This window comes from Defluviicoccus vanus (assembly GCF_014672695.1).
Taxonomy (GTDB): Bacteria; Pseudomonadota; Alphaproteobacteria; order Rhodospirillales; family Defluviicoccaceae; genus Defluviicoccus; species Defluviicoccus vanus.
The window spans coordinates 1009271-1022500 of sequence record NZ_CP053923.1 but is presented as its reverse complement, the minus strand read 5'-3'; the positions used below and the strand labels follow the sequence as shown (position 1 = coordinate 1022500).

Annotated in this window: 13 protein-coding genes and 1 pseudogene (1 of these 14 running past the window's edge); 8 read left to right on the top strand and 6 right to left on the bottom strand. The window is 63.6% G+C overall.

Annotated elements, in window-relative coordinates:
* Positions 1 to 1258 (top strand): annotated as a pseudogene (gene tnpC / locus HQ394_RS04545) (IS66 family transposase) (it extends 401 nt beyond the left edge of the window).
* 131 nt (positions 1259 to 1389) lie between these two features.
* On the opposite strand, the gene HQ394_RS21025 reads toward tnpC, so the two are convergent.
* Positions 1390 to 3441 carry a response regulator gene (locus HQ394_RS21025; protein ID WP_456151485.1) on the bottom strand — a complete coding sequence of 684 codons (2052 nt, stop codon included), beginning with the start codon at positions 3439 to 3441 and terminating at the stop codon, positions 1390 to 1392.
* Positions 3442 to 3516: 75 nt separating this feature from the next.
* Entirely contained in the window at positions 3517 to 3825 is a 309-nt protein-coding gene (locus HQ394_RS04530) for a PepSY domain-containing protein (protein ID WP_190262234.1), read from the bottom strand.
* An 80-nt stretch (positions 3826 to 3905) separates the two neighbouring features.
* Here HQ394_RS04530 and HQ394_RS04525 point away from each other — a divergent pair, with 80 nt between their 5' ends.
* A complete protein-coding gene (locus tag HQ394_RS04525) occupies positions 3906 to 4085 on the top strand; it encodes a hypothetical protein (protein WP_223291848.1) in 180 nt (59 codons plus the stop codon).
* Positions 4075 to 5046, top strand: coding sequence for a DUF1924 domain-containing protein (locus tag HQ394_RS19540; protein WP_223291847.1), 972 nt, complete (start codon positions 4075 to 4077; stop codon positions 5044 to 5046). Before HQ394_RS04525 ends, HQ394_RS19540 begins: the two co-directional genes overlap by 11 nt.
* Before the next feature lie 132 nt (positions 5047 to 5178).
* Here the strand turns inward: HQ394_RS19540 and HQ394_RS04515 are convergent, their stop codons facing one another.
* Together HQ394_RS04515 and HQ394_RS04510 are read right to left on the bottom strand one after the other, a co-directional pair.
* Positions 5179 to 5691: a DUF6306 domain-containing protein gene (locus HQ394_RS04515; RefSeq protein WP_190262230.1), complete on the bottom strand. Its 513-nt coding sequence runs from the start codon at positions 5689 to 5691 to the stop codon at positions 5179 to 5181.
* Positions 5692 to 5707: 16 nt separating this feature from the next.
* On the bottom strand, positions 5708 to 6856 hold the full coding sequence (locus tag HQ394_RS04510; RefSeq protein WP_263053787.1) for an NnrS family protein: 1149 nt from the start codon (positions 6854 to 6856) through the stop codon (positions 5708 to 5710).
* Positions 6857 to 7261: 405 nt separating this feature from the next.
* On the opposite strand from HQ394_RS04510, the gene HQ394_RS20395 reads away from it, so the two are divergent.
* Positions 7262 to 9523 (top strand): nitric-oxide reductase large subunit, encoded by a 2262-nt coding sequence (locus tag HQ394_RS20395; protein WP_456151536.1) that lies wholly within the window; start codon positions 7262 to 7264, stop codon positions 9521 to 9523.
* Here the strand turns inward: HQ394_RS20395 and HQ394_RS04500 are convergent.
* A complete protein-coding gene (locus HQ394_RS04500; RefSeq protein WP_317628993.1) occupies positions 9444 to 10037 on the bottom strand; it encodes an Rrf2 family transcriptional regulator in 594 nt (197 codons plus the stop codon). The genes HQ394_RS20395 and HQ394_RS04500 overlap by 80 nt on opposite strands.
* 107 nt (positions 10038 to 10144) lie before the next feature.
* Between HQ394_RS04500 and HQ394_RS04495 the strand changes: the two genes are divergently transcribed.
* The 4 genes from HQ394_RS04495 to HQ394_RS04480 all read left to right on the top strand — a co-directional run bounded on the left by HQ394_RS04495 (position 10145) and on the right by HQ394_RS04480 (position 12282).
* The gene (locus HQ394_RS04495; RefSeq protein ID WP_190262224.1) at positions 10145 to 10483 is read left to right on the top strand and encodes a carboxymuconolactone decarboxylase family protein; all 339 of its coding nucleotides are present in this window, start codon (positions 10145 to 10147) and stop codon (positions 10481 to 10483) included.
* Positions 10483 to 10941 (top strand): DUF488 domain-containing protein, encoded by a 459-nt coding sequence (locus HQ394_RS04490; protein WP_190262222.1) that lies wholly within the window; start codon positions 10483 to 10485, stop codon positions 10939 to 10941. The genes HQ394_RS04495 and HQ394_RS04490 overlap by 1 nt, the downstream gene beginning before the upstream one ends.
* The gene (locus HQ394_RS04485; protein ID WP_190262220.1) at positions 10941 to 11963 is read left to right on the top strand and encodes an NAD(P)H-dependent flavin oxidoreductase; all 1023 of its coding nucleotides are present in this window, start codon (positions 10941 to 10943) and stop codon (positions 11961 to 11963) included. Before HQ394_RS04490 ends, HQ394_RS04485 begins: the two co-directional genes overlap by 1 nt.
* Before the next feature lie 145 nt (positions 11964 to 12108).
* On the top strand, positions 12109 to 12282 hold the full coding sequence (locus tag HQ394_RS04480; protein WP_190262219.1) for a hypothetical protein: 174 nt from the start codon (positions 12109 to 12111) through the stop codon (positions 12280 to 12282).
* Here HQ394_RS04480 and HQ394_RS04475 read toward each other — a convergent pair whose 3' ends face one another.
* Positions 12283 to 13215, bottom strand: coding sequence for an ATP-dependent DNA helicase (locus HQ394_RS04475; RefSeq protein WP_456151535.1), 933 nt, complete (start codon positions 13213 to 13215; stop codon positions 12283 to 12285). It abuts the gene before it with no gap.
* Between the last annotated feature and the right edge of the window lie 15 nt (positions 13216 to 13230).

Here is a 13230-nt window from a genome sequence, read left to right as displayed (position 1 = left end):
TCCGTGCTGCCAGGGCAAGCTGGTCAAGCTCGGCGAGGACGTCACCGAAACGCTGGAGGTGATCCCCGGCAGTGGAAGGTGATCCAGACCGTCCGTGAAAAGTTCACCTGCCGGGCGTGCGAGCGGATCACCCAGCCGCCGGCGCCGTTTCACCCGATCGCCCCGGGGCCCCCACGCGATCATCGATCGCGTGGGGTGGGTCGCCCGCGGCCGGGCCGGCGCCGGGCTCCTGGCGATGGTCCTCTACGGCAAGTACGGACTTCATTTGCCGCTCAACCGGCAAAGCGAGGGCTTCGCCCGCGAAGGCATCGACATCGACGTCTCGACGCTGGCCGACTGGGTCGGCGCCTGCGCCGCGGCACTGTCGCCGTTGGTCGAACTGATCCGCCGCCATGTGCTGGCGGCCGGGCGCCTCCACGGCGACGATACGACGGTGCCGGTTCTCGCCAAGGGCAAGACGGTGACCGGCCGGCTGTGGACCTACGTCCGCGACGACCGCCCCTTCGGCGGCCCATACCTCGATGGAACCGGGCCGCCGGCGGCGGTGTACGTCTACTCCCGCAGTCGCGAGGGCGAACACCCGCGCCGGCACTTGACCGATTACGCCGGCATTCTGCAGGCCGACGCGTTCGGCGGCTTCAACGCGCTCTACGAGCCGTCGCGCAAGCCGGGGCCGATCACCGAGGCGGCGTGTTGGAGCCACGGCCGGCGCAAGTTCTTCGCGCTGGCAGATGTTGCCAAGGCTCCGCTGGCAATCGAGGCGGTGCGGCGGATCGACGCCGTCTTCGATGCCGAGCGCCCCCTCAATGGGTTGCCCGTCGAGCAGCGGCTGGCGCTGCGCCAATGCCGCGTGGCGCCGCTCGTCGGCGAACTGGAAGCCTGGATGCGACGCGAGCGCGCCCGGCTCTCCCGCCACAACGAGGTGGCGAAGGCGATGGACTACATGTTGAAGCGCTGGCCCGCCTTCACCCGCTTCCTCGAAGATGGGCGGATCTGCCTGACCAACAACGCCGCCGAGCGAGCGTTGCGTGGCATTGCCCTCGGCAGACGCAGCTGGTTGTTCGCGGGATCCGACCGCGGCGGCGAGCGGGCCGCCGCGATCTACACGCTGATCGGGACGGCCAAGCTGAATGACGTCGATCCGCAGGCCTGGCTCGAGGATGTGCTCCGCCGCATCGCCGACCACCCCGCCAGCCGCCTCGCCGAACTCCTCCCCTGGAACTGGCGACCCCAGGCCCTCGACGCCGCCGCAGCCTGAAACGAGGACCACCCGCGGCCTTCGTCGGATGGTTACTTTCAACCCAAGTCATGCTGTGGCCGCAATGGGTTGCAAAGCATACAAGGTATATAGGGTGGATCTGCGACAGCGTCCTTCGCTGGGTTCCGGGATCAAGATAGCGCTGGCAGGTGCAGCGAAGCACGCAGCCCGCCTGCCTCGGAGGATTGAACGAGGACGAGCTTTCCGCCATAGGACGTGACTAGGTCGCGGACGACACCGAGACCGAGGCCGGTGCCTGGCACGCTTTCGTCCAGGCGCGTGCCGGGCGAAAGCGCGCGTTCGAAGTCTTCCGAAGAGAGGCCGACACCATCGTCCTCGATGCTGATGATCAGCTGCTTGCATTCGCGCACAGCCATCACGGCAACCGCTCCTTTCGTCCATTTGCAGGCGTTGTCGAGCAGGTTGCCCAACATTTCCTCCAGGTCTTGCCGATCTCCGGCGAACGTGAGCCCTGCCGGGACTTCGGCGCGGATCGCGAGGTTGCGGCTGGCGTGGACTTTTTGCATGACTCTCACCAGCGCCGAGACACAGTCGGCGACGTCCGTCCCCGTACCCGGCAATCCACACGAGGCCGCCGCACGGGCGCGCGCCATGTGATGATCGATGTGCCGACGCATGGTCGCCACCTGTGAAAGCATGAGCTTGGCCACCTTGGCGTCTTCACCTTGCGCATCAGGTGCAGCGAGGCGTTCCGCTTCGTTCGCAAGCACCGCCAAGTTGGTCTTGAGGCCATGGGCGAGGTTGCCGGCTTGCAGCCGTGCCCGATCGACCACTTCGTCGGCGTGGTCGAGCAGCGCGTTGAGATCGTCGATCAGCGGCTGCACTTCACTCGGCATCGGTCGCTGGAACCGCCGCTTGCGTCCGCTGCGGATTTCGGCCAGTTCGCCGCGCAGCCTGCCGAGCGGCCGCAATCCGAGCGCCACCTGGACAACGGCAGCGACAGTTAGCGCAATCGCGAGAGCCGCGAGGGAAAGCGCCAAAGTACGATTGAATGCCCGAAGGGCCGCATGCAGCTCCCCGAGGTCCTCGGCGACGACGACCTGCAGTGACTCCGGCCCTTCCGGCAGCAGCAGCGAGCGTTCGAGGGCATGAAGCGGCTGGTGCTCCGGACCCGCGATCTGCCACTGATGCACGCGTCCGTCTTCGGCTGAAGAGTCCGCTGGCAGGGCGAGCGTCTGATCCCACAGGGACCGCGAGCGCAGGACAACGCGGCCGTTTGCCGACACCTGCCAGTAGAGACCTGACAGCGGACGGCTGAANGCGGGGTCGGGGAGCGGTCGAAGAAGGTCGGGCTTGCCCTCGGCATCGATGCGCAGGCTGGACGCCAACTGATCGAGGTGATGTCCGAGTTCGACCGCGAACCGGTCCTGGACGTGGCGTGCAAAAAGCTCGGCGAGGACCAGGCCCGCGATCACCAAGGCGAGCAGGATCCAGACGGCAGCGCCCAGCAGCAGGCGCAGACGGAGCGAGNNCCGACGGGAGGTGTCACGGGGCGTCGTCCGGCGGGATCTCCAGCCGGTAGCCCAGGCCNNACGTACCGTCTTAATGAGATCCCCACCCAACTTCTTGCGCAGGCGGCCGATGAACACCTCTATGGTGTTGGAATCGCGGTCGAAGTCCTGGGCGTAGACGTGCTCGGTCAGCTCCGTCCGCGACACCACCTCGCCGGCGTGGTGCATCAGGTAGGAAAGGACGCGGAATTCGTATCCGGTCAGATCGAGCGGCTGACCATCGGTGGTGACGGTGCCGGTCCGCGTGTCGAGGACTATCGATCCCGCCCGCAACTCGGATGAGGCATGGCCGCGGGCACGGCGGATCAGCGCGCGAAGGCGGGCGAGCAGTTCCTCCATGTGGAAGGGCTTGGCGAGGTAATCGTCGGCGCCAGCGTCGATGCCCAGCACCTTGTCGTGCCAGTGATCGCGCGCGGTCAGAATTAACACCGGGATGCTGAGGCCTTCCTCCCGCCAGCTCCGCAGAACGGACAGCCCGTCTCGCCGCGGCAGACCCAGGTCGAGGACGATCGCATCGTAAGGCTCGCTCGATCCCAGAAAGGCGGCTTCCGCGCCATCGATTGCTGCATCGACCGCATAGCCCTCGGTGCCCAATCGCTCGCGGAGCTGGCGCAGGAGGATTGGATCGTCTTCGACCACCAGGAGGCGCATCCCACTCACTCGTCGTCAGGACGGCCATGCCGCCCGCGATGATGTTCGCGCCGACGACTCCGCTCGCCGATGAGTTCACCGGTCGCCGCGTCGTACTCGAGCTCCAGGATCTCGCCCGTCCACGGTCAACAGCCTGAGCTCGTAGCGATGACGCGGCAGCCGGTTCCGATCGCCATGGTCGTCGTCGTCACACTCGTACTCCGCATCGAGGATGGTACCGCCGAACTGCCCCGTTGCCCGCTCCACAATCGTCGCCAGCGGCAGGATCCGCCCGGCCGTCACATCCTCGCGCGCCCGGTCCTGATCGTCGGCCGTCGCCGCCGAAACCAAAGGCAGGGCGACGACCAGGAACGCGGCCACCAAGTGAAGACGCACGCTGCGCATGGGCGATCGTCGCTCTTCGGATCTGAACCGGCCATGAACGACCGCCTCAGCCGTGGTTCAGGTGTCCGGCGGTAGACTCGTTGCTGCACAAGATCGGAGGAGATCCGCGCATGCTGTGGAAGATGGCGCGCCAAACTCTTATCGCCGCCGCCGTCATCGGCGCGCTGGCGGCAGTCTGGCAGTTGTCGGCGGGGCCGGGAATGTTCGTGTCGCCGGACAGCCCGACCTGGAGTGAAAGGGTATATCACGATGACGATTAACAGGCGGCAAGCCCCGGCTCGGCGCAGACCCAGGGCGATCGAGTTCAGCCTGCTGTACGGCTGGCATGCGCTGCTGTCGGGAGCCTTCATCGTCGCCTATCTCAGCAGCGACGAGGACACTTTCGCCATGCATCAATTTGCCGGCTACACTGTCCTGGCGGCACTGGCCCTCCGGGTAATCGTGGGGGTGTTTGTCGCCGAAGGAAGCCCGCTGCGGCTGCCTCGTCCGACGCTGACGCCCATTCGGGAGTGGGTCGACGGCGCGTTACATGGTCGGAGTCAACCGCTGCCGCGTCGTCCGTTGCTGTCGCTGGCCGCGGTTGTGCTGCTCATGTTTGTCGGAGCCGCGGCCGGCAGCGGTGCCATTGCCGACTTCGTTCCTCCCATTGAGCACCTTCACGAGGCGATCGGCGAACTCGCGCCCTGGTTTGTGCTTGGGCACGTGGCGATGGTTGTGGCTCTCTATTGGCGGCAAACGCGCCGTGCACCGGGTGGTTCGACCCGCGCCCGCCCATCCGCCCTCGGGCGGCCGAAGACAGGTGCGGGAACTGCGGCCATGCTGGCGGCGGTGCTGCTCTGCCTCAGCGAAGTCGCCGTCGCTGGTGAGCCGGCCCGCGATGCGATCCTCGATAAGTACGCACGGCAGGCGAAGGCGGAAACGCCTGACTTCGCCGGCTTTTCCGCGGCGCGCGGCGAGGCCCTGTATCGCGGTCCTCACGCCGGGNGAAATCCGCAGACGCCAGCTTGCGCGTCGTGCCATACGGCGGATCCGCGCATGCCGGGTCGCAACGTCAAATCCGGTCGACCGATCCAGCCGATGGCCGTCTCTGTCGATCCCAGCCGATTCACCGACGCCGCCGACGTCGAAAAGCGCTTCCGTCGCGACTGTCAGAACGTCCTCGGCCGACCCTGTACCGCACAGGAAAAAGGGGATTTCATCACCTTCCTCAGCGGACGCTGACGAGGACGAGAAACCACATTCACGCTGAAATTCACCGACGCCTTGCTCGCACCTGCTGAAGTCGTCGTCGAGGGGCTTTAGCGTGTTTCCTGCCAAGGAGAGTTTCCCGCGTCCCTCCCATCGATCAACGGATTATCCGCTTCTCAATAGTTCGTCGCACTTGCGAATGTTAGTTTCGTGGACGGAAAGCATGTCGGCAAGGTCGGCATGCAGTGTTTCATCGGCAATCCGCGGCAAAGCTTCCTGCAGCTTGCGGACGACCCATCCTTGGCCGCGATTCAGCAAGCGCAATCGATTGTCCAGTCCTTCCAAGGCGAGAACTTTCTCCCGGAAAGCTCCGGTACGCTGGCTGGGGCTGGCCTCCAGTTGTTTAATATGCCTCGCGAGCATGGCGCAGAAGTGGGCCTCGTCCATAGCCAACGACCTCAGAGCGTCCTCCGCTGGTCCACCGGCAGCGTCCGCACTCAAGGTCCGCGCAACCTTGGCGCCAGCGCGTTCCGCCTCCAGAAGCTCGTCGAGCAGCGCGAGGACTTGGGCGCGCTCCAGATAACCCTGATAGGCTGGTTCGGCGTCATGCAGGAAACAGGGCGGAGACGACGACGTAGGCGCGTCGTCTCGCTCCCCGATCTGTTTCTTGTTGTCCATGTCGATCTCTCCATTCTCACAAAACCTGCCGCACACGTGGCCGAACCAGCACCGGTCCGAATACGCCGAGGAACACGCCGAACGCGGCCACCCAGGCGAGCGCGGACGTAATGAGCAGTGGCGTGAAAAGCTGAGGCTCAAGCGATGCCCAGACCCGGCTGATCCCCGCCACCAGGACGAGCAGGTAGATGACCGTGGTGCTTGGCCCGGCATGCAGATCATGGCCGGTGTGGCCGAGCGTCGCCCGGGTCATCACGGCCAGAATCATCGATGCGATGGCACCGCCGGTCAGCGCGTGCAGACCCGCGGATGGCGGAACGGCACCTCCGAACGCGGTGATCGCGAGCAGCGCAAGGCCCACCGGAACCCATAGAAAGGCGACGTGGAGGATCCACAGCAGCGGTTCCGGGGTTGTCCGCTCGCCCGCCCAGCGCGCCAGACGCGCGAGGTTGCAGGCCGCCGCTGCGGCGGCGGCCACGCCGGTGAGAGAGGACTGAGGCTCGTAGGTCCAGCAGGCCATGGCAGTCAACGTTACCGCCAGCGCGATCTTGTCAAAGCCATTGAAGCTCGCCGGCAGGCGGCCCTGTCCCCGCTTTGCCAGCCAGTTGCGGGTGAAGCTCGGAATGATCCGTCCGCCAATCAGACAAATGAGGACGATGAGCACGGCGATCGCGAGGCGTGCCGCCGCGGCCGTTCCATGCGTGGTAAGAGCCCCGATGTGAAATGCCACGTTTGCGCCGCAGAGAACGGCCAGGGCAGCCACGATGGGGAGGTTTCGCCAGTTACGGCCAGCAACGATCTCATGGGCGACGGCAGCCAGCAGCACGGCCAGAAAGGCGACATCGACGACAGCGGCCGTCCAGCCGCCGATGATTGCCGACGTGGTCACGGCAACTCGTCCCGCCAACCACAGCCCGACGAGAAACAGCAGTGGCCTTCCCTGCAGCGGCAGCCGCCCCGTCCAGTTGGGGACAGCGGTGAGGACGAAGCCAGCGACCGCCGCTGCGGCGAAACCGAACAGCATCTCGTGGCTGTGCCAACTCACCGGATCGAACGCGGTTGGCAGGAGAACGAACCCGAGCAAATCTGCCATCCACAGCAACAACGCAATCGCAGCCCAACTTCCGGCAAGCAGAAAGAAGGGACGAAACCCGTAGCTGAGCAGCGCCGGTCCTGCGGTGGCTCGTAGTCTCGGAACCGGACCCGCGGTCGAGGCTGTGGTCATGACTTGGCTTCCCTCCCGATCATCCTCAGCAATCCCACAATCACCGCGCTCCGCAGATTACTCGCGCAGCAATAGGCACCGCGGGACTCAGCCGGCCGCCCGCATAGGAACGATTTGAACATGAATGCCGGATGCATCTTGTGCGTCAGCGATTAAAGATGTATCAGACATACATCTAATTGGCAAGACGCTTGGCATATGGGCGGGGACGGCTTTCTCGCCGGAGCCGGTCGAGGCGTGAGTGACGGTCGCAAATGGCGATCGGATGCTCCCTGACCGGCCGCCCCTCCGTCGGGTGGCAAGAGAGGAGAGTCCGAGTTGCACAACATCCGTCGTCTTTGGATCGTGCTCGCGATCATTGTCGTTGGCTCATTTGCCGTACTCGGCTTTATCGGGCAGCAGATTTACGTGAATCGGCCGCCCATTCCTTCGGCGGTGGAGACCGAGGGTGGCGAAACGCTGTTTACCGCCGAAGATATCTACCGCGGCCGCCAGGTATGGCAGTCGATGGGCGGGCAACAACTTGGGTCGATCTGGGGACACGGCGCCTACCTTACGCCGGACTGGTCGGCCGATTGGCTACACCGCGAGCTCGTGTTCATGCTCGACCGCTGGGCCGAGCGTGACTATGGCGTTCGGTTCGTGGATGTCAGCCGTGAGGAGCAGGCGGCGCTGAAGGAACGATTGGCCGGGGAGATCCGCAACGATCACGTCGATCCCGCGACAGGCATCCTCACCGTGTCCCCGGAGCGGGCCGCCGCGATCCGCGACAACCAAGGATACTATGAGGGTCTTTTCGGAGCAGCGCCGGAGCAGGCGGAATTGCGCGAAAAGTACGCCTTGCCCGAAAACCCAATTCCCGATGCGTCGCGTCGCGCGGCGCTGACAACCTTTTTCTTCTGGACTTCGTGGGCGACGGCGACAAATCGACCCGGTGAGACCGCGACCTACACCATGAATTGGCCGCACGAGCCGCTCATCGGCAATCTCCCGACGACCGAGGCGGTGGTCTGGTCAGTCGCCTCGTTCATCGCCTTAATCGGCGCAATCGGGCTCCTGGTCTGGTATCAGGCCGTTCAGCTCGCCGAGGAACCGGCAACGGCGCCGCCGGCCAGCGATCCGATGGCGGCGCTGCGGCCGACCCGCTCGATGCTGGCCACCCGCAAGTATTTCGGCGTTGTCATGCTCCTGTTCCTGGTCCAGATCGGGCTTGGCACCCTGACCGCGCACTACACCGTCGAGGGCACGCATTTTTACGGCTTCCCGCTAGCCGACTGGCTGCCGTACGCCGTGACCCGAACGTGGCACACCCAGATCGCCATATTCTGGATTGCTACCGCTTGGCTCGCCACGGGGCTTTACATCGCGCCGGCAATCTCGGGATACGATCCACCCTGGCAAACTACCGGCGTCAACGTGTTGTTCGGAGCGCTGCTGATCGTGGTTGTTGGATCGCTGGCCGGGGAGTGGTTCGGCGTCCAGCAGAAGCTGGGTCTTGATGCGAATTTTTGGTTCGGTCACCAGGGCTATGAATACATCGATCTTGGACGATTTTGGCAGATTCTGCTGTTCGTCGGCCTACTGCTCTGGTTGCTTCTGGTTGGCCGGGCTTTATGGCCAGCGTTGCGCAAGCCGGGCGACAGCCAGCCGCTCATCGCCATGGTGTTCATATCGACCGTCGCAATCGCGCTGTTCTACGCAGCCGGCCTCACGTGGNGGCAACGCACACCGCTGTCGATGATCGAATACTGGCGCTGGTGGGTTGTGCACCTTTGGGTGGAGGGCTTCTTCGAAGTTTTCGCAACCGCCGTCATTGCCATGCTGTTCATGAAGCTCGGCCTGGTCCGACCGAAGATCGCGTCGTCGGCGGTGCTGGTTTCGACGATCATTTTCCTGTCGGGCGGCATCATCGGCACGCTGCATCATCTTTACTGGGCGGGCACGCCCNCCTCAGTGATGGCATTGGGCGCCGTGGTTTCGGCGCTGGAGGTGGTGCCGCTGGTGCTGCTCGGGTTGGAAGGTTACCACAACTATCGGATGACAAAGTCGGCGCAATGGGTGTGGACCTACCGGTGGCCGATCCTGTTCTTTGTCGCGGTTGCCTTCTGGAACATGCTGGGCGCCGGCGTTTTCGGCTTCCTCGTGAACCCGCCGATCTCGCTCTACTACATCCAGGGTCTAAATACGACGGCCGTGCACGCGCACTCCGCATTGTTTGGCGTCTACGGAATGCTCGGCATCGGTTTGATGCTGTTCTGCCTGCGCGGGCTTACGGTTCGCGCGGCGTGGGACGACCGGCTGCTGAAATGGGGCTTCTGGGGTTTGAACGTCGGGCTTGCGATGATGGTGTTCCTGTCGCTGCTTCCGATCGGCGCCATTCAGGGCTGGGCTGCCGTCTCCAAGGGGCTATGGTACGCGCGGTCGGTCGAGGTGGTGCATTCGCCGCTGGTCCAAACGCTGGTGTGGATGCGGGTGCCGGGTGACATCGTCTTCGGGCTGGGCGCGCTGCTCATCGCCGTGTTCGCCTTCAAGCTATGGCGCGGCAGCCTGGGGCGCGTGCCGCGCGCAACCGGGCGCAAAGGCGAAAGCCCGCTCGCGGCGGAATGAACGCCATGCCCGCCGGCGGATGTCTCGAAAAGACCAGTGACCTCAGACGGTCGCGGTCAATCCGAGACAGCCGCTGGCAGGTGCTCGATGTGTACGGGAAAGGATCGTGACAAATCTTCGGCTGTGCCAGCAGGTCTGCGAGCGTGTACCCGTCGAGGGTCTCGAGAAAGCGGTCAAGGGCTTCTCCCAGCGCACCCTGAAGGATGCAGGTCTTGACGATCCGGCATTGGATATCGGCGTTTCGGAAACACTCGACGAGAGCCATGTCCGGCTCCATCCGCCGGACGATTTCGCCAACCGTGATGGCCTCTGGACGCCGCGCCAGCCGGAGCCCGCCCTTCTTTCCGCGAATGGTCTCGATGTAGCCGAGCTGACCCAACACATGCACCAGCTTCATCAGGTGATTTTTCGAGATGCCGTATTGCTCCGCAATTTCCTGGATGGTCGAGAGGTCGGCGCCGCGCAGCCCGAGGTACATCAACACCCTCAGCGCGTAGTCCGTATAGGTCGTCAAACGCATTTGCAACTCCAGGTGACGAGCGGCAGATCCTCGCCACGCATTCAGGCGCTTCTATACATATATCAAGCATGCATCTTTTGCCAGACGGGAGGGAGATTGGAATGCCCGAGGCGCTGTTCCCGCGATCAACGAAGCAACTGGCTCAGAAACGACACGACCTGGCGCCGGAAATCGAAGCGGCGTTCAACCAGTTCAGCCGAACGGTATTCAAAGACGGAGCATTACCGGCGAAGACAAAGCAGCTGATCGCCGTGGCGGTCGCGCATGTCACCCAATGCCCTTATTGCATTCGCGGTCATACGAAGGTGGCACGCCGCAGCGGCGCGACGGCGGAAGAGATTATGGAGGCCATTTGGGTGGCGGCAGAGATGCGTGCGGGAGGCGCCTTCGCCCATTCGGCCCTCGCCCTTGATGCGATCGACATCGAACCGGAAAGCTGATGGTCGAGCGTCGGCGTTCGCACCGGTCGGAATCTTCGGGGCTCTGGGACGGAGACCTGATCGCAAGCCGGTGCAAGACCCGGGAAAGCACATTGACCGTTTCTTTGAAAAGCAGTCGCGAAAGACCTGCCGACATCGACGGCTATCGCATCCTCGTTGACCGCATTCNNTGGCCCCGAGGGATATCCAAAAAGGCGCTGGCCTTGGATGAATGGGCCAAGGAGATTGCGCCGACGACCGAGCTTCGCAAATGGTTCGGCCATGACCACACAAAGTGGCAGGAGTTCAAACGGCGCTACTTCCGCGAGCTGGACGAGCACCCGGACGCGGTCGCAAGGCTCGTCGAAACGGTATGCCGGCAACCGACAACGTTGATCTTCGGGGCCCGTGACGTCGATCGGAACAATGCGGTCGCACTCAAGGAGTACCTCGAGCGAAATGCTGCGAGGTCAGGCTAATGACTGCCGAACCGGGTCTGCACACGCCTCTGTGTGATCTCCTTGGTTGCAGATATCCCATCTTGCAGGCGGGCATGGGAGGTGTGGCGCGAGCGGAACTGGTGTCGGCCGTATCTGACGCCGGTGGTTACGGCTTTCTTGGCATGGTTCGGGAACAGCCGGAGGTGATATCGCGAGAGATCGATGCCGTCCGAGAGCGAACCGATCAACCGTTCGGCGCGAACCTCATACCCGCAGCCACCGACCGATCGCTGCTTGACGAGGAGTTGGCAGTCTGCTTTGAAAAGCGCGTTCATTCGATGTGTTTCTTTTGGGATGTTGACCAAAATGTTGTCATGCGCGCCAAGCGCGCTCGGTGCCTCGTGCTGTATCAGGTCGGTTCGGTTGAGGCAGCTGTCGCGGCGGAAAGGGCCGGGGCGGATATCATCATTGGCCAGGGTTTTGAAGCTGGCGGACATGTCCGAGGTGTCGTCTCATCACTCGTTCTGCTGCCGCAGTTGGTAGAAGCTGTTTCAATTCCGGTCGTTGCGTCGGGCGGATTCGCTTCCGGAGAAGGGTTGGTCGCGGCATTGGCTCTTGGAGCGCAAGGGATCCACTGCGGGACGGTCTTTCTGGCGACCGAGGAATCGTTCGCCCATGAATTTCACAAGCGGCGGGTGGTTGCCGCCAGCTCGGAAGACACGGTCTACACCGACCTGTTCGCCATAAACTGGCCACCGGAATCGCCGGTTCGAGTGATCCGCAACAGCATTACCGAAGACAAGTCCGTCAAGCTTCGCGGTAATGATCCCGGTAATCTGCCGAGAGAAATGATTGCAGAAGAAGATGGGCGTCCAATTTACAAGTTCAGTACGGACTCGCCGCTCAGGTCAACAAGAGGCAATCTTGAGGCTCTTCCCGCATTTGCCGGTCAAGTCGCTGGACTGATTGCCTCAGTCCCCAAGGCGGCAGATCTGATCGCCGAGATGGCACAATCGGCAGCGCGGGCGCTTGATCGGCTCAAAGCCATCCGAACAGTGTGAGGTATGGGATTCCCGGCTGAAAAGACGTCGGCGACGCATCGCGTTGGGGGTCACTCCACAAACAAGAATTACGTACCCGCCAAGTTGATGGGAACTCTCCATGTTTGATCGAACCGGCGCCATCGGCTGAAGGCTGGAGGTTGGAATGCAGAAGATCGACAAATTCGCCCACGCCGCCAAGGTCGTCGCGCTGTGCCTGCCGCCGGTGGTGATGTCGTTGATCGGGCTCGCGGCGCTGTCGCGCAAGAAGGACGGCGCGGTGGTTGTCGCCGGCAAGAAACCGGCGCTGAGCACCGTGCGGCGCAGCGGCACCGGATGACTATCGATCTGCGTCCAGCCACTCCCGCAGCTTCGACCACCGCCGCTTGGTCTGCTTTCCCTTTACGGCGATCGCCAGCGCCTTCTTCTGTCCGACGATGACGACCAGCCGCTTGCCACGTGTCACCGCTGTGTAGAGCAGGTTCCGCTGCAGCATCGGGTAGTGCTGCGTGGTCAGCGGGATGACGACGGCCGGGTATTCCGAGCCCTGGCTCTTGTGGATGGTCGTGGCGTAGGCGAGCACGATTTCGTCCAGCTCGCCGAGGCCGTATGTCACCGGCCGCCCGTCGAACTCTATGACCATCTCCGATGCCTCGGGATCGATGCTCCGGACGACNCCGAAGTCGCCATTGTAGACCTCGTGATCGTAGTCGTTCTCGATCTGCATCACCTTGTCGCCGATGCCGTAGGTCGAGCCGAAGCGCTCGACGCGCAAATCGCCGGGCGGATTCAGCGCCTGCTGCAGATCGATGTTGAGCGAGCGGGCGCCGAGGCCGCCACGGTTCATCGGGCACAGCACCTGGATATCGCGGATCGGATCGAGGCCGTAGCGTTTCGGGATGCGCTCGCGGACGATCTGCAGGATCTTGGCGACGCCGTCTTCGGCATCGGCGCACTCGATGAAATGGAAGTCGCTGGTCGGATCCTGCACCCACTCCGGCATTAGGCCCTGGTTGATACGGTGCGCATTGACGATGATCCGGCTCTCGGCCGCCTGGCGGAACACCTCCGTCAGCCGCACCACCGGCACCGCTTCGGAATCGATGATATCGGCGAGCACCTGCCCGGGACCGACGGACGGCAGCTGATCAACGTCGCCGACCAGGATCAGCGCCGCATGATCCGGCACCGCCTTCAGCAGCGCGTGCATCAGCAGCACGTCGATCATCGAGGTTTCGTCGACGACGAGCAGATCGCAATCGAGCGTGTGTATGGCGGTGACAAATTA